Genomic DNA, 17,969 nt, shown 5'->3' on the forward strand with positions numbered 1-17,969 from the left:
ATATTCATTATTGCGTAGTGTCTTAGGAAAACCTTTAGTTGCTTTTAGCAAAAGTCTGGCGCGGTGTGTCAGGACTGGCGGCGGCTACTATAGCAAAAAGTGTGGGACAAGAGTTGACTAAAAGAATCTATATGCACATGGGCTTACAGAAAACAGGCACCAGCAGTATTCAAGTGATGCTAGCGTCATCCGGTAAAGCTTTAGAGGATTTCGGGTATTTTTTTCCGAACCTTCCTGTTCCTCAGACCGAGCGAAGCTCAGTTTGGACGTCGCCTTTTAGACATAACTGTTTAGCTGCAACATATGCAGACTTCCATTCAACATTTCAGCCGTTGACGGCTCCGGAACATACCGTCCTAATGGGAGCTATGCGATCGTCGAAATATGATCCAATATTATCGGCGGAAGAATTTAGTCGTCAGTTAGATTTCTCACGTATCGCTAGAGGTTTAGCTGGCTTCGAATTGGTCGTGCTAATCTATCTACGGCGCCAAGACCGATACATGGAATCTCTTTACAATCAACGTAACAAAATACTTGTTTCACGTTGTGATACAAGCTTCCTTGGTGATTCTATACTTACTATTGATGATATGCGTCAGTTTATACAGGTTTCCGGTTACGATAAGATTATGAATTTTCATTCTCTACTAAAGAGAATCGAAAATGATTTAAAACCGATTTCAATATACGTTCGGGATTTTAATAGATTATCCTTACGGGGCGGTGACGTTTGCGACGATTTTTGTTCGCTCATCAACGTCGACATTGATCAAATGTCCCGACCAAGGACGGAAGCTAATCAGTCAATTGGCAACCATGTTATTGCGTCAATCAATGACACGTTTATGAGTTCTGGGCGTGAAGCCGCAAAGGAAATGATGTCAGAAATAAATTTACGAATGTCTCAGGGCGAGGATTTTTCTGGAGATTATAAAATTTTATCTGACGGTGATCGACAGTCACTGCTGGATGAGTATGCAAATCAAAATGACGAATTGAAACGCGACTTTGGAGTTAGCTTCTATTAGCATCAGCATATAATTAGCTTGGTCGTGTGGTGATATGTCTTCGTACAGCCGAGCTCGCTTTCAGATATCCAGAATCAATGGTTTTAAGAGTCTGGAGATGGCGGTTGCTGCAAGCGCGACGGCGGAGAACAAGGCCTTCAGGCCCTTGTGGCAGCGGGCGGCAAGCCAGCACCCTTTCGACCAAGCACAGTTGTTTGAGATTTTTCCGCTCTGTACGCGTTGTTCGTCGTCTCGGCTTCCCATGGCTCTCGTGAAAAAATGACTTCGGCTGCTCCATGTGCGCGTCGGTTAGCCGGAAGGGATAGTTCATCCCCTCCAGTTCTAATGGCATGGTTAATGCAGGCCACGCAGCGTCAAGCAGGTCAATAGGTCCTGACCCTACTATCGAGTATGCGCACCGAATATTCGATAGGGCGGCGAGCAAAACGCTACGCTCACCTTCCGATGTACAATGGGCATTAGAAATCGACGACAATACGAAGCGCTCCTCGGTTCGCTGAACCGGCATTGATGTGAACAAAGAGTGATAACGTCATTTCGAGCATGCCTACAAAGCGTATAATCACGATGATTGCTGGTGGTTCGACGTTCTACGCTTCGTTCACATCGAAGATGTCAGGGGTTCAAATCCCTTATCACCCACCATTTCCCTTGCCGGTTTGCGCTTTTCGCCGCGGGCGCCTATATCGGCGGCCTTGACCCGCAATCCCGGACCGCCCATGCCCGACCCGATCAGTGATGCCGCGCGCCTTTCGGTCGCGCCGATGATGGACTGGACCGACCGCAACTGTCGGCGGTTCCACCGGCTGATGTCGCGCCGTGCGCTGCTGTACACCGAGATGGTGACCGCGCCGGCGATCATCCACGGCGACCGGCCGCGCCTGCTGGATCACGACGCCGCCGAACACCCGATGGCGCTGCAATTGGGCGGATCGGACCCTGCGGAACTGGCCCAGGCCACGCGCCTGGCCGCCCCCTGGGGTTATGACGAGATCAACCTGAACTGCGGCTGTCCAAGCGATCGCGTGCAGTCCGGGGCCTTTGGTGCGATCCTGATGACCACGCCGCAGGTGGTCGCCGATTGCGTGGCGGCCATGCAGGACGCCAGCGCCGTGCCCGTGACCGTCAAGTGCCGCATCGGGGTGGACGACCAGCAGGCCGAACAGGTGCTGCCCGAATTTCTGGACATGCTGCAGCGCACGGGCATCCGGCGGGTGACGATCCACGCGCGCAAGGCCTGGCTCAAGGGGCTCAGCCCCAAAGAAAACCGCGAGGTCCCGCCGCTGGACTATCCGCTGGTCCACGCGATGAAGTCGCAGTTCCCGGCACTGCATCTGTCGATCAACGGCGGCATCGCGACGCTGGACCAGGCCCGCGACCAGTTGGCGGTGATGGACGGGGTGATGATCGGCCGCGCGGCCTATCACGAACCGTGGAACATCCTGGGCGGCGCGGATGTGCTGTGGGGCGACGTTCCGCCCTTTGCCGCCCCGGCCGAGGTCGCCGTGGCGATGCGCCCGATGATCGTCGATCACATCGCCAAAGGCGGGCGGCTGCACCAGTTCACGCGGCACATGCTGGGCCTGTTCCACGGCCAGCCCGGCGCCCGCGCCTGGAAGCGCACCCTGTCCGAGGGGGCGTCCAAGGGCGGGATCGAGGTCTATGACGCGGCCCTGGCGCAGGTGACCGAGGCCGCGCTGGCCTAACCGGCGGTCTTCTCCGCGACCTTGGCCGCGTTCCACAGGCGGTCCATCTCGGCCAGGTCGCTGTCCTCGGGGCGGCGGCCGTCTGCGGCCAGCGCGGCCTCTATGGCGGCAAAGCGGCGCGTGAACTTGGCGTTGGCGCGGCGCAGGGCCAGTTCGGGGTCGATCTTCAGGTGGCGGCCCAGATTGGCCATCACGAACAGCAGGTCGCCGAACTCCTCCTCCATCGCGTCGGGGCCCAGGGTATCGCGGGCCTCGACCAGCTCGGCCGTTTCCTCGGTGATCTTGTCCAGGACATCCGCGGGGCCGGGCCAGTCAAAGCCGACGCGCGCCGCCCGGTTCTGCAGCTTAAGTGCCCGCGTCAGCGCGGGCAGGCCCAGGGCGACCCCGTCCAGCGTGCCGCGTTCGGCCTTGCCGGCCCGCTCGACGGCCTTGATCGCCTCCCAGTCCTTGACCTGCTGTTCGGCGGACTTGTCGCGAGATTCGTCGCCGAAGACATGCGGATGCCGGAAGATCAGCTTGTCGCTGATCGCGGCGGCACAGTCGGCGAAATCGAACATCCCGGCCTCGCGCGCCATCTGGGCGTGAAACACCACCTGCAGCAGCAGGTCGCCCAGCTCTCCGGGCAGCTCGTCCCAGGCCTGGCGCTGGATCGCGTCCTCGACCTCGTGGGCCTCCTCGATCGTGTAGGGCGCGATCGAGGCGAAGTCCTGTTCGATGTCCCAGGGGCAGCCGGTCCTGGGGTCGCGCAGGGCGGCCATGATGTCCAGCAGGCGCGTGATCTGCGCGGCGGGGTCGAGGGTCATTGCAATTCCCTTCGTCAGGCGGAAGATGGCCCATCGACTGCCACAGCATAAGGCCCAAGTCCACATGCCCGTCCTGAACCGCATCGCCGATTTCGCAGATCAGATGACCGAATGGCGCCGCCACCTGCACCAGCATCCCGAACTGGGCTTCGACTGCGGCCAGACCGCCGCGTTCGTCGCGGCGCGCCTGCGCGAGTTCGGCGTGGACGAGATCCACGAGGGGATCGGCCGCACCGGGATCGTGGCGATCATCCGCGGGCAGGGAGAGGGCCCGACCATCGGCCTGCGCGCCGACATGGACGCCCTGCCCATGACCGAGACGACGGGCCTTCCCTGGGCCTCGACCGTGGCGGGGCGGATGCATGCCTGCGGGCATGATGGGCACACGACGATGCTGCTGGGGGCCGCGAAGTACCTGGCCGAGACGCGCAACTTTGCCGGCCGCGTCGCGCTGATCTTCCAGCCCGCCGAGGAGAACGGCGGCGGCGGCGACGCGATGGTGCAGGACGGGATGATGGACCGCTTTGCCATCGAACGCGTCTTTGCGATGCACAACAATCCCGGCCAGCAGACCGGCAGCTTCCAGACCACCCCCGGTCCGATCATGGCCGCCGTCGACACGTTCGAGATCGACGTGCAGGGCCGCGGCGGCCATGGCGCGATGCCGCACCTGACCGCCGACCCGATCGTGGCCGCCGTGGCCGTGGTCGAGGCGATCCAGACGATCAGCAGCCGCAACCATCACACCGCCGACGACCTGGCCCTGTCGGTCACCCAGATCCACACCGGCAGCGCCGACAACATCGTGCCGGACACGGCCTATATCTGCGGGACGGTGCGGACCTTTGCGCCGCATGTGCGCGACATGGTGCGCCGCCGCATGACCCAGATCTGCGACGGGCAGGCCCAGGCCTATGACGTGGAGATCCGCCTGAACTATCAGGAAGGCTATCCCGCGACGGTCAACGATGCCGAACAGACCGCCTTTGCCGTGCGCGTCGCCAAGGAGATCGCCGGCCCCGCCAATGTCGATCCCGACGCCGGCCGCGAGATGGGGGCCGAGGATTTCAGCTATATGCTGAACGCGCGGCCCGGCTGCTATCTGTTCCTGGGGCAGGGGGACGGCGCGGGGGTCCATCACCCGGCCTATGACTTCAACGATGCGATCTCTCCGGTCGGGGCCAGCTTCTTCGCGCGGCTGGTCGAACGGGCGCAGCCGGCGCAACCCTGATCACAAGGACGTTCGCCGCCCTTGCCAGCAAGGCGGCGGGCGCTTTCTTGCCAAGGGCGGACAGCGCGGCTAGGTTGCGCGCCAATCCTGACGCGGCCCCGGTCGCGCCCCCAGACCGAAAGGACCCTTGATGTTCGTGACCCCCGCCTATGCCCAAGCCGCCGGCGGCGCCGGTGCCGGTGCTGCATTCGCGCAGTTCATCCCGCTGATCCTGATCTTCGCGATCATGTACTTCCTGATGATCCGCCCCCAGCAGAAGCGTCTGAAGGCACATCGCACGATGGTCGAGAACGTCAAGAAGGGCGACCGCGTCGTCACCCAGGGCGGCATCCTGGGCAAGGTCGTGTCGGTGGGCGAGGACGAGCTGGAGGTCGAGATCGCGACCGGCGTGCGTGTCCGCGTGATCCGCAGCACCCTAGCACAGGTCGTCACCAAGACCGAACCTGTCGCCGCAAACAGCTGAAAAGGCCCTAGCCAAGATGCTTCAGATCGACCGATGGAAGCGCGTCCTGATTTTCGGGATCTGCCTTCTGGGCCTGCTATATGCCTTGCCCAACGCCTTCTACGCCCGCGTCGAGGCGCATAACGATGCCGTGGCCCAGATCGAGGCCACCGGCGTCGAGACGCCCGAACTGGCCGCGGCGCGGGATGGGTGGCCGTCGTGGATGCCGTCGCATCTGGTCAATCTGGGGCTGGACCTGCGCGGTGGCGCCCATCTGCTGGGCGAGGTGCAGGTCGACCAGGTCTACAAGTCGCGCATGGATGCGCTGTGGCCAGAACTGCGCCGCGCGCTGTCGGATGCCCGCGACACCGTCGGATCGGTCCGCCGCGTGGCCTCCCCCGACGGCGTCCTGGCCATCGAGATCGGCAATGCCGACCAGATGGCCGCCGCGACCGAGATCGTGCGCAGATTTTCCACGCCCGTCACCACGCTGACCGGCGCGGGCCAGCAGTCGCTGGCCATCAGCACCCAGGGCGCGACCCTGACCATCCAGCTGTCGGATGCCGAAAAGGCCGTCACCGACGACCGCACGATCCAGCAATCGCTGGAGATCGTGCGCCGCCGCGTCGACGAGGTCGGCACGCGTGAACCCACCATCACCCGCCAGGGCGAGGACCGCATCCTGATCCAGGTGCCGGGCATCGGATCGGCCGCGGAACTCAAGGAGCTGATCGGCACCACCGCGCAGCTGACCTTCAACCCGGTCGTGGGCACCACCGCCGACCCGCAGGCCCAGCCCGGCGTCGGCCAGACGATCGCGCCGTCCATCGACCAGCCGAACCTGTTCTATATCCTGGAACAAAGCCCCGTCGTCACCGGCGAGGATCTGGTGGACGCCATGCCCGCCAGCGACGAGAACGGCCTGCCTTCGGTCAACTTCCGCTTCAACCCGACGGGGGCGCGGGCGTTCGGGGCCTATACCTCGGCCAATATCGGCCAGCCCTTCGCGATCGTCCTGGACAACGAGGTCATCTCGGCCCCGGTCATCCGCTCGGCGATCACCGGCGGATCGGGCCAGATCTCGGGATCGATGGACTTCGACCAGGCGAACCAGCTGTCGATCCTGCTGCGCGCCGGCGCCCTGCCGGCCGAGCTGACCTTCCTCGAGGAACGCACCATCGGCCCCGAACTGGGCCAGGACAGCATCGAGGCCGGGCGCATCTCGGCCATCGTCGCCACCGGGCTGGTCGCGGCCTACCTGATCGCCAGCTATGGCCTGTTCGGCGTGTTCGCCTCCATCGCGGTCGCGGTCAATGTCATCCTGATCCTGTCGATCATGAGCATGATGGGCGCCACCCTGACCCTGCCGGGCATCGCGGGCATCGTGCTGACGGTGGGTACCGCGGTCGACGCCAACGTCATCATCTTCGAGCGCATCCGCGAGGAGCTGCGCCGCGCCAAGCGACCGTTCCGCGCCATCGAAGACGGTTTCCGCGAAGCGATGAGCGCGATCATGGACGCCAACGTCACCAGCTTCATCGCGGCCGCTGTCATGTTCTATCTGGGCTCGGGCCCGGTCAAGGGCTTTGCCGTCACGCTGACCATCGGTCTGGTCACCTCGGTCTTCACGGCGATCTTCCTGACGCGCCTGATGATCCTCACCTGGCTGGAATGGCGCAAGCCCGTCCAGCTGAACCTGTAAGGGGGACGCAATCATGGCCTTCCGTCTGAAACTGGTCCCCGACGTCACCCGGATCGACTTCTTCCGCTGGCAATGGCTGACCGTCGGGGCGTCCGCCGTGGCGGTGGTCGTGTCGATCCTGGCCACGATCTTCATGGGGCTGAACTACGGCATCGACTTCCGGGGCGGCACGACGATCCGCACCGAAAGCACCACCGCCTTCGACATCGGCGACTATCGCCAGGCGTTGGACGGCATGGGTTTCAGCGACGTGTCCATCACCGAGGTGTTCGACCCGTCCTTCGGGGCCGACCGCCACGTCGCCATGGTCCGCATCGGCACCACGGACGAGGCGGGATCGGTCTCTCCCGAGCAGCTGGCCGAGGTCGAGGCCGCGTTGCAGCAGGTCGATCCGCAGGTGACTTTCGCCTCGGTCGAATCCGTCGGACCCAAGGTGTCGGCCGAACTGATCCGCACCGCCATCATGGCGGTGGCGGCGGCGACCGTGGGCATCCTTCTCTACATCTGGCTGCGGTTCGAATGGCAGTTCGCGGTCGGCGCCGTGGTGTCGCTTCTGCATGACATCATCCTGACCGTCGGCATCTTCGCGCTGTTCCAGATGAAGTTCGACCTGACGACCATCGCGGCGTTGCTGACGACATTAGGCTTCTCGGTCAACGACACCGTCGTGGTCTTCGACCGGCTGAGAGAGAACCTGATCAAGTTCAAGACGATGAAGCTGATCGACGTCATGAACCTGACCGTGAACGAGACGCTGTCGCGGACCGTCATGACCGCGGTGACCACCGCCATCGCTCTGACCGCGATGCTGGTCCTGGGCGGCGACGTGGTGCGCGGGTTCGTCTTCGCGATGCTGTGGGGCGTGTTCGTGGGCACCTATTCCACGGTCTATGTCGCCAAAAGCGTCGTTCTGTGGCTGGGCGTGAAACGCGACTGGTCCAAGGACGGCGACGGTCCCAAGAAGAACGTGTCCCCCTTCGAGGGCGCCGAGGAGGTCTGATGCCCGCCCTGACGCCCACGGATTTCACCGGCCAGAACGCGGTCGACGGCTATGGACCCGGCTTCTTCCGCATTGCCGGAAAGGTCCATCAGGGCGCGCAGGTGGTCGAGGCCGACCGTGTGACGCCTTGGGGCGGGCTGGACGATCCCGGCCCGTTGCTGGCGCTGGCCGGGCGCGTGGACGTGCTGTTCCTGGGCCTCGGGGCGCAGGTCGGCTATGCCCCGCGCGACCTGGCGGCGCAGCTGGACGCGCTTGGCGTGCGGGTCGAGGCGATGGCCTCGGCCACCGCGGCGCGCACCTACAACGTCACCCTGTCCGAAGGGCGGCGCGTCGCCTGCGCCCTGATCCCCGTGTGAGCCTGCTGGCCGTCCATGACCTTGCCGTCGCGCGCGGAGGTCTGCGGACGGTCGAGGGCGTCAGCTTTGCCCTGGACCCCGGTCAGGCGCTGATCCTGCGCGGCCCGAACGGGCTGGGCAAGACCACGCTGCTGCGCACGGTTGCGGGGCTGCAGTCCCCGGTCGCGGGGCGGATCGACATGGCTGACGACGTCGTCGCCTATGCCGCCCATGCCGACGGGCTGAAACCGGCCCTGACCGCGCGCGAGAACCTGACATTCTGGGCACGGGTCTTTGGCGGGCAGGGCGTCGAGCGGGCCTTGGCCGCGATGGACCTGACCGCGCTGGCCACGCGTCCCGCCGCGGCGCTGTCGGCGGGCCAGAAACGCAGGCTGGGGCTGGCCCGGCTGCTGGTCACGGGCCGTCCGCTGTGGGTGCTGGACGAGCCGACGGTGTCGCTGGATGCCGCCTCGGTCGCGCGCTTCGCGCAGGTGGTGGCCGACCATCTGGGGCAGGGCGGTGCGGCGCTGATCGCCACGCATATCGACCTGACCCTGCCGCAGGCGCGCGTCCTGGACCTGACCCCGTTCCGCGCCCGGCTCGGCGCGCCCGTCGCGCGGCCGTCCGGCTTCAACGAGGCGTTCGGATGATCGCGCTCTTGATCCGCGACCTGCGTCTGGCCACGCGGGCGGGCGGCGGGTTCGGCCTGGGCGTCGCGTTCTTCCTGATCCTGTCGGCGCTGGTGCCCTTTGGTGTCGGTCCGGACCGTGCGACGCTGGCCCCCGTGGCGCCGGGCATCCTGTGGGTCGGGGCGCTGCTGGCATGCCTTCTGTCGCTGGATCGCATCTTTGCGCTGGATCACGAGGACGGCAGCCTGGACCTGCTGGCCACCGCCCCCCTGCCGCTGGAGGGGGCGGTCGCGATCAAGGCCCTGGCCCATTGGATCACCACCGGCCTGCCGCTGGTGCTGGCCGCCCCGATCTTCGGGCTGCTGCTGCACCTGCCGCTGCAGGCCGTGCCGGCCTTGGTGCTGTCGCTGGCCCTGGGTACGCCGGCGCTGTCGATGCTGGGGGCCTTCGGGGCGGCGATCACCGTCGGTCTGCGCCGGGGGGGGCTGCTTTTGTCGCTGTTGGTCCTGCCGCTGTATATCCCCACACTGATCTTCGGCGCCGAGATCACCCGCCGCGGGGTCGAGGGGCAGGCCATCGGCACGCCGCTGGTGTTCCTGGCGGGCATCACGCTGGCGGTGCTGGCGCTGATCCCGCTGGCGGCAGCGGCGGCGCTGCGGGTCAATCTGCGGTGAGACGCCCTTGAGGGCGCGGGGAAAACAGGGAATACACGGACACATGTCGATCTGGGAATACGCAAACCCCGCCAAGTTCATGCGCACCACCGAAGGGGCCTTGCCCTGGCTGGTCGGCAGCGCCGCGATCTGCTGCGTGGGCGGGGTGGTCTGGGGCTTCCTGACGCCCGAGGATTTCCGCCAGGGATCGACGGTCAAGATTGTCTTCCTGCACGTGCCCGCCGCGATGATGGCCATCAACATTTGGGTGATGATGCTGGTCGCGTCGCTGATCTGGATCATCCGCCGCCACCATGTCAGCGCGCTGGCCGCCCGGGCCGCGGCCCCCATCGGGGCGGTGATGACGCTGATCGCGCTGGCGACCGGGGCCATCTGGGGCCAGCCGATGTGGGGGACGTGGTGGGAATGGGACCCGCGCCTGACCTCGTTCCTGATCCTGTTCCTGTTCTACATCGGCTATATCGCGCTCTGGGCATCGGTCGAGGATCCCGACAGCGCCGCCGATCTGACGGGCGTGCTGTGCCTGGTGGGGTCGGTCTTTGCGCTGCTGTCGCGCTATGCGGTGCTGTTCTGGAACCAGGGCCTGCACCAGGGCGCCAGCCTGTCCGTCGCCCCGGGAGAGCGGATGTCGGCCGTCTATCGCCACCCGCTGTACCTGTCGATGCTGGGGTTCTTCCTGCTGACGCTGGCGCTGATCCTGATCCGCACCCGAACCGAAATCCGCAAGCGCCGCCTGGCCGCGCTGCAAGCCAGGGAGATGCGCGCATGATCGATCTTGGGCGGTATGCCGGAACCGTGCTGGCCGCCTATGGGGTCAGCATCGTGCTGATCGCGGGGCTGGTCTGGCACACCGTCGCGGCCAATGCCCGCGCCCGTCGCGCCCTGCAGGAGTTCGAGCGCAATGGCTAGGATCGCGCCGCTGATGCTGCTGCCCCCGCTGGCCTTCGCGGCGCTGGCCGCGACCTTCCTGTGGGGCATGAACCGCGATGATCCGGGCAGCGTGCCGTCGGCCATGATCGGGCGCCAGGCGCCGCCCGTGCCCGCCACGACCCTGCCCGGCAAGACCCAGTTGACCGACGCGATGCTGCGCGAGCCGGGGGTCAAGCTGGTGAACTTCTGGGCCAGCTGGTGCCCGCCCTGCCGGATTGAACATCCGATCCTGATGGCGCTGTCCGAACAGCTGCCCGTCTATGGCGTCGATCTGCGCGATGTCGAGGCCAACGCGCTGCAGTTCCTGTCTGCCGACGGCGACCCCTTCGCGGCGCTGGCGACCGATCCGCGCGGACGCGCAGCCATCGACTGGGGCGTGACCGCGCCGCCGGAAACCTTCATCGTCGATGGCGACGGGACGGTTCTGTACCGGTTCGCCGGCCCGCTGGTCGATGCCGATTACCAGACGCGATTCCTGCCGGAACTGGAACGCGCATTGGCCGACCAGGACTAGGCCGCTTGCACCCAGACCCCTTGCGCGACATGCTGACCCAAAGGCACGCACAAATAGGGGAGACGGCAGATGACACGGACAGGTCTGGCACTGGCGCTGCTGATGGGCAGCACCACATGGGGCATGGCCCAGCAGGCGACCGACGCGATCGCGCCCGAGGCCGCGTCGGGGACGCAGGTTGCGACCGAAGGCTTTGGTGATCTGACGCAGGCCGCCCGCGACGGGCTGGCCGCCAAGGCCGAGGGTCGTCCGGTCACTGCCCCCGACTGGATGATCAGCGCCGCCCACCCGCTGGCCGTACAGGCCGGCGCCCGCGTGCTGGAACAGGGCGGCAGCGCGGCCGACGCGATGGTCGCGGTCCAGGTCGTGCTGGGCTTGGTTGAACCGCAAAGCTCTGGCCTCGGCGGCGGGGCGTTTCTTGTCTGGTACGACGCCGCCACGGGCGAGGTGACCACGCTGGACGGCCGAGAGACCGCACCGATGGCCGTGACCCCCACGCTGTTCCAGGATGACCAGGGTCAGCCGCTGGACTTCATGGAGGCGGTGGTGGGCGGTCGGTCCGTCGGTACCCCCGGCACGCCGCGCCTGTTGGAGACCGCGCACCGCAAATGGGGTCGCGCCAACTGGGCCGGGCTGTTCCAGGACGGCATCGATCTGGCCAAGAACGGGTTCACGGTGTCGCCGCGGCTGGCCTCGCTGGTCGCGTCCGAAGGCGATGCCCTGGCCCGCTATCCGGCGACGACGGACTATTTCTTTCCGGGCGGTCAACCCGTCGCGCAGGGGGCGACGCTGACCAACCCCGCCTATGCCGACACGCTGCGGGCGCTGGCCCGCGACGGTGCGGATGCCTTCTATGACGGTCCCATCGCGGACCAGATCGTCGCGGCGGTCCGCGGGGCCGAGGACAATCCCGGCCTGCTGACCCGGTCCGACCTGTCGGCCTATCGCGTCGTGGAGCGTCCGGCGGTCTGCGTCGAGTATCGCGATCACGACGTCTGCGGCATGGGGCCGCCGTCCTCCGGGGGGCTGACGGTGGGGCAGATCCTTGGGATGCTGGGCGGCTATGACCTGGCTTCGCTTGGCGCCGAAAGCCCCGAGGCGTGGCGCCTGATCGGCGACGCCTCGCGCCTGGCCTTCGCGGATCGGGGCCGCTTCATGGCGGATGCCGATCATGTGGCGATGCCGACGCAAGGCTTGATCGACCCGGCCTATCTGGACGAACGCGCCGCCCTGCTGCAGGGCGACGACAGCCTGCCCGAGGTCACCGCCGGCCAGCCGGGGTGGAGCCATGCCGCCCTGTGGGGCCAGGACAGCGCGCTGGAACTGCCCTCGACCACCCATATCTCGATCGTGGATGGCGACGGGAATGCGCTGTCGATGACCACCACCATCGAGAACGGTTTCGGGTCGCGGGTGATGGCGGCGGGGTTCCTGCTGAACAACGAGCTGACCGATTTCAGCTTCGAGACGCATGATGCGGACGGCTGGCCCATCGCCAACGCCATCGCGCCGGGCAAGCGGCCGCGGTCGTCGATGGCGCCGACCATCGTGCTGAAGGACGACGCCCCGGTGATGGTGATCGGATCGCCGGGCGGCAGCCGCATCATCGGCTATGTCGCGCGGGCCATCGTGGCGCATCTGGACTGGGGCCTGGACATCCAGGCCGCCGTGGCCGGGCCGAACCTGGTGAACCGTTTCGGCCCGATGGACGTCGAGGCGGGGCTGCCCGCGGCCTTGACCGACGGGCTGACCGCGATGGGGTTCGAGCTGAACGAGACCGAGCTGACTTCGGGCCTGCAGGGGATCGTGGTCACCCCCGACGGGTTGCAGGGCGGCGCCGACCCGCGCCGCGAGGGTGTCGCCATCGGCGGCTGATCCGCGCCGGGCGGGGCGCTGTCCCCGCGTCGGTCCTCGCGGGGCTTTCGGCAACAAAGATGCCCGCCCCGCCGTGGTCGGCGCCCATTTTGGCCTTGGTCATGAAAAAACCCCCGGCGCGGTGCCGGGGGTTTCCTTTTCGCAGCGCGGGCCGATCAGGCGGCGGCGAGGTTGCGCAGCACATAGTGCAGCACACCACCGTTCTTCAGATAGTCGATCTCGACCTCGGTATCGACGCGGGCCTTCAGCTGGATCGTCTTCTCGGTGCCGTCGGCGTACTTGATCGTGCAGGGTACCATCGACAGCGGCTTGAAGTCGCCGGCCAGCCCCTCGATCGTCACGACCTCGTCGCCGGTCAGGTTCAGCGAATGGCGGGTGTCGCCATTGGTGAACTCGAACGGGATGACGCCCATGCCGACCAGGTTCGACCGGTGGATCCGCTCGAAGGATTCCGCGACCACGGCCTTGACGCCCAGCAGGTTGGTGCCCTTGGCCGCCCAGTCACGCGACGAACCCGCGCCGTATTCCTTGCCGCCGAAGATCACCAGCGGGGTGTCCTGTTCGACATAGGACATCGCGGCGTCATAGATCGCAGCCTGGTTGCCCGACGCGTCCTTGGAGTAGCCGCCCTCGACCCCGTCCAGCATCTCGTTGCGGATGCGGATGTTGGCGAAGGTGCCGCGCATCATGATCTCGTGGTTGCCGCGGCGCGAGCCGTAGCTGTTGAAATCGCGCGGCGAGACCTGGCGCTCCGTCAGGTACTTGCCCGCCGGGGTGGTGGGCTTGAACGAACCTGCGGGGCTGATGTGGTCGGTCGTGATCATGTCGCCCAGCAGCGCCAGGACGCGGGCGCCCTTGACGTCGCTGATCGTGCCCGCATCCTTGGACATGCCCTGGAAATAGGGCGGGTTCTGGATGTAGGTCGACGAGGCCGGCCAGTCATAGGTCTCGCTGTCGGTGATCTCGACGCCCTGCCAGCGCTCGTCGCCCTTGAAGACGTCGGCGTATTTCGCCTGGAACATCTCGCGGGTGACGATGGTGTCGACCAGATCCGCGACCTCCTTGGAGGTGGGCCAGATGTCCTTCAGATAGACCGGCTTGCCATCGGGCGTGTGCGCCAGCGGGTCCTTGGTCACGTCGATGTTCATGTCGCCCGCGATGGCATAGGCCACGACCAGCGGGGGGCTGGCCAGATAGTTCGCACGGACGTCCGGGCTAATGCGCCCTTCGAAGTTGCGGTTGCCTGACAGGACCGACACGGCGACCAGGTCGTTGTCGTTCACGGCCTTCGAGATCTCGGGCTGCAGCGGGCCCGAGTTGCCGATGCAAGTGGTGCAGCCGAAGCCCACCAGGTTGAAGCCCAGGGCGTCTAGGTCTTCCTGCAGGTTCGCAGCCTTGAGGTATTCCTCGACCACCTGCGAGCCGGGTGCCAGCGAGGTCTTGACCCAAGGCTTGCGGGTCAGGCCCAGGGCGCGCGCCTTGCGGGCGACCAGGCCCGCGGCCATCAGCACATAGGGGTTCGACGTGTTGGTGCAGGAGGTGATCGACGCGATCACGACCGAACCGTCACGCAGGGTATAGTCCTCGCCCTCGACGGCACCGCTGTTCAGGTGGCCGTGGCTGCCGCCGGGGATTTCCTCGGGCGCGGGATCGGGGGAACCGGCTTCCTCGGTCATCTCGGCCTTCTCCTCGGCCGGGACGGACGGTGCCGGGCGGATGCCGCGGATGTATTCGCCGAAGGCGGTCGCGGCCTCGGTCAGGGGAACGTGGTCCTGCGGGCGCTTGGGCCCCGAGATCGCCGGGACGACCGTGCTCTGGTCCAGCTCCAGTGTCGAGGAGTAGACGGGCGCATAATCCGCCGTGCGCCAGAAGCCGTTCTCCTTGGCATAGGCCTCGACCAGGGCGATGCGGTCCTCCTCGCGGCCGGTCTGGCGCAGATAGCGCAGCGTCTCGTCGTCGATCGGGAAGAAGCCGCAGGTGGCGCCGTATTCGGGGGCCATGTTGGCGATGGTCGCACGGTCGGCCAGCGGCATGTGGTCCAGCCCCTCGCCGTAGAACTCGACGAACTTGCCGACGACGCCGTGGGCTCGCAGCATCTGGGTGACCTTCAGCACCAGGTCGGTGGCGGTGACGCCCTCGCGCAGCGCACCGGTGACCTTGAAGCCCACGACCTCGGGGATCAGCATCGAGATCGGTTGGCCCAGCATCGCGGCCTCGGCCTCGATCCCGCCCACGCCCCAGCCCAAGACGGCCAGGCCGTTGACCATGGTGGTGTGGCTGTCGGTGCCGACCAGCGTGTCGGGATAGGCGACGGTCTTGCCGTTCTGGTCCGTGTCGGTCCAGACGGTCTGGGCCAGGTATTCCAGGTTCACCTGGTGGCAGATGCCGGTGCCGGGCGGGACCACGCGGAAGTTGTTGAACGCCTTCTGGCCCCATTTCAGGAACGTGTAACGCTCCATGTTGCGCTCGTATTCCAGTTCGACGTTGCGCTGGAAGGCGCGGGGGGTGCCGAATTCGTCGATCATGACCGAGTGGTCGATCACCAGGTCAACCGGGTTCAGCGGGTTGATCTGCTGCGGGTCGCCGCCAAGCGCCTTGATGCCGTCGCGCATCGCGGCCAGGTCGACCACCGCCGGAACGCCGGTGAAGTCCTGCATCAGCACGCGGGCCGGGCGATAGGCGATCTCGCGGCTGGACTTGCCGCCGTCGGTGGCCCATTGCGCGAATGCCTTGACGTCGTCGACGGACACGGTCCGGCCGTCATCCTCGAAGCGCAGCATGTTCTCCAGCACGACCTTCAGCGCGGCCGGCAGTTTCGAAAAGTCGCCAAGCCCCGCCTCGGTGGCGGCGGCGATCGAGTAATAGTCGACGCTCTGCGCGCCCGCGCTCAGCGTGCGGCGCGTCTTGGCGGTGTCGGTTCCGGTCTGGATGGGCATCAAGGCCTCCCTGTCTGCAAGAGTGGATGGGTCCGGCGTGTGCCTTGCTTTGCCCCATCGGGGGGCATCGCGCAAGGGTTGCGTCGCGAATTGTATGCGATTGCATACCATCTTTCGCGCTGTTGCTCAAGAGGCACGCATCGGTCCGTCGCACGTGCTGACGAAGCCTTGATTTGGTGTTTCACCGCGCCACCCGTTAACACGCTGGATGTGAAACATGACGGGAAACATCCGATGGCCCTGTGGCCCCGATCTGCGTTGCGGCCCTGCCGCGGGATGGGCGGGGCCATGATGCTGGTGGCGATGCTGGCCGCGGCGCCGGCGCTGGCGCAGGACGGCGGCCATGCCGACATCACGCAGCGCAGCGCGCCAAGCCCCGCGCCCAGCCAGATGAACCGCCCGGAGGCGCCGCTGATCCTGGCGCCCGACGATCCGGGCCGGCAGAGCCCCTCGACGATGTCGCTGACAGAATCGGGCGGCGTGAACGGTTTCGTCCCGGCCGAGGCCGCGCCGCCGGTGACGGCGGACCTGCCCTCGGCGAACCTGCCGGTCGTGGTCGAGCTGTTCACCTCTCAGGGCTGTTCGTCCTGTCCGCCGGCCGATGCGATGCTGACCATGCTGGCGGGACAGCACGACGTGCTGCCGCTGTCCTTCCATGTCGACTACTGGGACTATCTGGGCTGGGCCGACAGCTTTGCCCGGCCCGAATTCACCGAACGCCAAAGCGCCTATGCCCATGCGGTGGGCGAACGGTCAGTCTATACGCCGCAGATGATCGTGGACGGACAGGACACCGCGGTCGCGCCGGGGCCCGCGCAGCTGATGGGCCTGATCGACGCCCACCGCTTTGCCCCCGCCGAGGTCACCATCCAGCGAGAGCGCACCGACGCCGGAGAGACGATCGAGCTGCAGCCCCTGTCCGATCTGGGCGGCAAGGTCGACGTGCTGCTGGTCCGCTATGCCCCCGAACGCCCCGTCGACATGACCGCCGGAGAGAACCGCGGCAAGACCGTCATCTATACCAATGTGGTTCTGGGGATGCAGCATCTGACGCGGTGGGACGGGCTGCAACCATTGCGCCTGACGGTGCGCGCGGACCTGGTCGGCGATGCATCCTTTCCCGACGACACGCGCCACGCCCTGCTGGTCCAGCAGATGATGGGCAAGCGCGCCCTGCCCGGACCGATCGTCGCGGCGATCCGGCTGGACTGACCCGTCGCGTCTTGCACATCCTGCAAATCGGGGCCATCAGGCGGCATGGGCGATTTCATCATCCAGATCGCCGGGACCGAACAGGGGGCGCGGCTTGCGTCGATCCTGGCGATCACGGCGGCCTTCCTGCACGCGGTTTTCGGCGCGCTGCAGAAGGGGCGGCACGATCCCTGGATCAGCCGCGCCGCGATCGACCTGTCCTATCTGGTGCTGGCCCTGCCGGTGGCGCTGTTCCTGGTGCCGTGGCCCGATCCGCACCTGTGGCCGGTGCTGGCGGGCGCGATGGGCATCCATATCGCCTACAAGATCGCGCAGGCCGAGACCTATCAGCGGGGGGCTTTCACGGTCGTCTATCCCGTGGTGCGCGGTTCCGCGCCGCTGGTCGTCGTGCTGGTCGCGATGATCGTCTTCGACGAACGCTTCAACGCGGTGCAATGGGTGGGGCTGGGCCTGCTGGTCGGCGGCATCTTCGGGCTGGCGCTGAATAGCCTGCGCAAGCTGAAGGTCGGTCGCGACACGCTGGTCCCGGCGCTGGCCTGGGCGCTGATCACCGGCGTGACGGTCGCGGCCTATACGACCTATGACGCCTGGGGTATCCGGCTGGCGGCGAACCCGTTCACGTTTCTGGCATGGTTCTTCGTGCTGGACGGCCTGTTCATGCCGCTGCTGAGCTGGCGCCGGCTGGCCGCCCTGCCGCGGGTCGAGGTCGCGCCCCTGGCTGCACGCGGCATGATCGGCGCCGTGGTGGCATTCGCCAGCTTCGGGTCGGTGATGCTGGCCACGCGCATCGACGACGTGGGTCGCGCCGCCGTGCTGAGAGAGACCTCGACCGTGTTCGCCGCCCTTGTGGGCTGGGTCATCCTGGGCGAAAAGGTGGGGCCGCGGCGCGTCGCGCTGATGGCGCTGATCGCGCTTGGCGCGGTCATCGTGGAATTCGCCGCCTGACGGG

The 17,969-nt window shown here is 66.1% G+C and carries 17 protein-coding genes; 15 read left to right on the forward strand and 2 right to left on the reverse strand.

The window, feature by feature from the left end:
* Positions 1-38: 38 nt before the first annotated feature.
* Together PRL19_RS10305 and dusA are read left to right on the forward strand one after the other, a co-directional pair.
* A complete protein-coding gene (locus PRL19_RS10305) occupies positions 39-1,031 on the forward strand; it encodes a hypothetical protein (RefSeq protein ID WP_273742894.1) in 993 nt (330 codons plus the stop codon).
* 719 nt (positions 1,032-1,750) lie between these two features.
* The gene (gene dusA / locus PRL19_RS10310; protein ID WP_273742895.1) at positions 1,751-2,737 is read left to right on the forward strand and encodes a tRNA dihydrouridine(20/20a) synthase DusA; all 987 of its coding nucleotides are present in this window, start codon (positions 1,751-1,753) and stop codon (positions 2,735-2,737) included.
* Here dusA and mazG read toward each other — a convergent pair.
* Complete coding sequence (gene mazG, locus PRL19_RS10315) at positions 2,734-3,540, reverse strand: nucleoside triphosphate pyrophosphohydrolase (RefSeq protein ID WP_045999533.1); 807 nt, start codon at positions 3,538-3,540, stop codon at positions 2,734-2,736. The genes dusA and mazG overlap by 4 nt on opposite strands.
* A gap of 64 nt (positions 3,541-3,604) precedes the next feature.
* On the opposite strand from mazG, the gene PRL19_RS10320 reads away from it, so the two are divergent.
* The 11 genes from PRL19_RS10320 to ggt all read left to right on the forward strand — a co-directional run bounded on the left by PRL19_RS10320 (position 3,605) and on the right by ggt (position 12,872).
* Positions 3,605-4,771, forward strand: a complete 1,167-nt coding sequence (locus PRL19_RS10320) for a M20 aminoacylase family protein (RefSeq protein ID WP_217844609.1) — start codon at positions 3,605-3,607, stop codon at positions 4,769-4,771.
* 130 nt (positions 4,772-4,901) lie between these two features.
* Entirely contained in the window at positions 4,902-5,234 is a 333-nt protein-coding gene (gene yajC, locus PRL19_RS10325; protein WP_045981124.1) for a preprotein translocase subunit YajC, read from the forward strand.
* 16 nt (positions 5,235-5,250) lie between these two features.
* Positions 5,251-6,915, forward strand: coding sequence for a protein translocase subunit SecD (gene secD / locus PRL19_RS10330; RefSeq protein ID WP_273742898.1), 1,665 nt, complete (start codon positions 5,251-5,253; stop codon positions 6,913-6,915).
* A gap of 13 nt (positions 6,916-6,928) precedes the next feature.
* Complete coding sequence (gene secF / locus PRL19_RS10335; protein ID WP_139597694.1) at positions 6,929-7,915, forward strand: protein translocase subunit SecF; 987 nt, start codon at positions 6,929-6,931, stop codon at positions 7,913-7,915.
* On the forward strand, positions 7,915-8,271 hold the full coding sequence (locus tag PRL19_RS10340; protein ID WP_045999530.1) for an Mth938-like domain-containing protein: 357 nt from the start codon (positions 7,915-7,917) through the stop codon (positions 8,269-8,271). Before secF ends, PRL19_RS10340 begins: the two co-directional genes overlap by 1 nt.
* A complete protein-coding gene (gene ccmA, locus PRL19_RS10345; RefSeq protein ID WP_148910671.1) occupies positions 8,268-8,900 on the forward strand; it encodes a heme ABC exporter ATP-binding protein CcmA in 633 nt (210 codons plus the stop codon). Before PRL19_RS10340 ends, ccmA begins: the two co-directional genes overlap by 4 nt.
* Positions 8,897-9,553, forward strand: coding sequence for a heme exporter protein CcmB (gene ccmB, locus PRL19_RS10350; RefSeq protein WP_127898150.1), 657 nt, complete (start codon positions 8,897-8,899; stop codon positions 9,551-9,553). The genes ccmA and ccmB overlap by 4 nt, the downstream gene beginning before the upstream one ends.
* Before the next feature lie 43 nt (positions 9,554-9,596).
* Complete coding sequence (locus PRL19_RS10355; protein ID WP_045981130.1) at positions 9,597-10,322, forward strand: heme ABC transporter permease; 726 nt, start codon at positions 9,597-9,599, stop codon at positions 10,320-10,322.
* On the forward strand, positions 10,319-10,462 hold the full coding sequence (gene ccmD, locus PRL19_RS10360; RefSeq protein WP_045981131.1) for a heme exporter protein CcmD: 144 nt from the start codon (positions 10,319-10,321) through the stop codon (positions 10,460-10,462). Before PRL19_RS10355 ends, ccmD begins: the two co-directional genes overlap by 4 nt.
* On the forward strand, positions 10,455-10,997 hold the full coding sequence (locus PRL19_RS10365; RefSeq protein ID WP_273742900.1) for a DsbE family thiol:disulfide interchange protein: 543 nt from the start codon (positions 10,455-10,457) through the stop codon (positions 10,995-10,997). The genes ccmD and PRL19_RS10365 overlap by 8 nt, the downstream gene beginning before the upstream one ends.
* Before the next feature lie 69 nt (positions 10,998-11,066).
* Positions 11,067-12,872, forward strand: a complete 1,806-nt coding sequence (gene ggt, locus PRL19_RS10370) for a gamma-glutamyltransferase (protein WP_273742901.1) — start codon at positions 11,067-11,069, stop codon at positions 12,870-12,872.
* A 155-nt stretch (positions 12,873-13,027) separates the two neighbouring features.
* On the opposite strand, the gene acnA is transcribed toward ggt, so the two are convergent.
* Positions 13,028-15,808, reverse strand: a complete 2,781-nt coding sequence (gene acnA / locus PRL19_RS10375; protein WP_045999526.1) for an aconitate hydratase AcnA — start codon at positions 15,806-15,808, stop codon at positions 13,028-13,030.
* A 234-nt stretch (positions 15,809-16,042) separates the two neighbouring features.
* On the opposite strand from acnA, the gene PRL19_RS10380 reads away from it, so the two are divergent.
* On the forward strand, positions 16,043-17,020 hold the full coding sequence (locus PRL19_RS10380; RefSeq protein WP_139597696.1) for a DUF1223 domain-containing protein: 978 nt from the start codon (positions 16,043-16,045) through the stop codon (positions 17,018-17,020).
* 45 nt (positions 17,021-17,065) lie between these two features.
* A complete protein-coding gene (locus PRL19_RS10385) occupies positions 17,066-17,965 on the forward strand; it encodes a DMT family transporter (protein WP_273742902.1) in 900 nt (299 codons plus the stop codon).
* Positions 17,966-17,969: the final 4 nt, after the last annotated feature.

Origin of the sequence: Paracoccus marcusii, from assembly GCF_028621715.1 — a bacterium.
GTDB classification, from domain to species: domain Bacteria; phylum Pseudomonadota; class Alphaproteobacteria; order Rhodobacterales; family Rhodobacteraceae; genus Paracoccus; species Paracoccus marcusii.

Bases quoted from the DNA above. Each gene is read 5' to 3' on its own strand.
- ggt (WP_273742901.1), top strand. From the start codon at position 11,067: ATGACACGGACAGGTCTGGCACTGGCGCTGCTGATGGGCAGCACCACA.
- secD (WP_273742898.1), top strand. From the start codon at position 5,251: ATGCTTCAGATCGACCGATGGAAGCGCGTCCTGATTTTCGGGATCTGC.
- ccmD (WP_045981131.1), top strand. From the start codon at position 10,319: ATGATCGATCTTGGGCGGTATGCCGGAACCGTGCTGGCCGCCTATGGG.
- PRL19_RS10380 (WP_139597696.1), top strand. From the start codon at position 16,043: ATGGCCCTGTGGCCCCGATCTGCGTTGCGGCCCTGCCGCGGGATGGGC.
- PRL19_RS10320 (WP_217844609.1), top strand. From the start codon at position 3,605: ATGCCCGTCCTGAACCGCATCGCCGATTTCGCAGATCAGATGACCGAA.
- yajC (WP_045981124.1), top strand. From the start codon at position 4,902: ATGTTCGTGACCCCCGCCTATGCCCAAGCCGCCGGCGGCGCCGGTGCC.
- PRL19_RS10365 (WP_273742900.1), top strand. From the start codon at position 10,455: ATGGCTAGGATCGCGCCGCTGATGCTGCTGCCCCCGCTGGCCTTCGCG.
- mazG (WP_045999533.1), bottom strand. From the start codon at position 3,540: ATGACCCTCGACCCCGCCGCGCAGATCACGCGCCTGCTGGACATCATG.
- PRL19_RS10385 (WP_273742902.1), top strand. From the start codon at position 17,066: ATGGGCGATTTCATCATCCAGATCGCCGGGACCGAACAGGGGGCGCGG.
- PRL19_RS10355 (WP_045981130.1), top strand. From the start codon at position 9,597: ATGTCGATCTGGGAATACGCAAACCCCGCCAAGTTCATGCGCACCACC.
- PRL19_RS10340 (WP_045999530.1), top strand. From the start codon at position 7,915: ATGCCCGCCCTGACGCCCACGGATTTCACCGGCCAGAACGCGGTCGAC.
- ccmB (WP_127898150.1), top strand. From the start codon at position 8,897: ATGATCGCGCTCTTGATCCGCGACCTGCGTCTGGCCACGCGGGCGGGC.
- secF (WP_139597694.1), top strand. From the start codon at position 6,929: ATGGCCTTCCGTCTGAAACTGGTCCCCGACGTCACCCGGATCGACTTC.
- dusA (WP_273742895.1), top strand. From the start codon at position 1,751: ATGCCCGACCCGATCAGTGATGCCGCGCGCCTTTCGGTCGCGCCGATG.
- acnA (WP_045999526.1), bottom strand. From the start codon at position 15,808: ATGCCCATCCAGACCGGAACCGACACCGCCAAGACGCGCCGCACGCTG.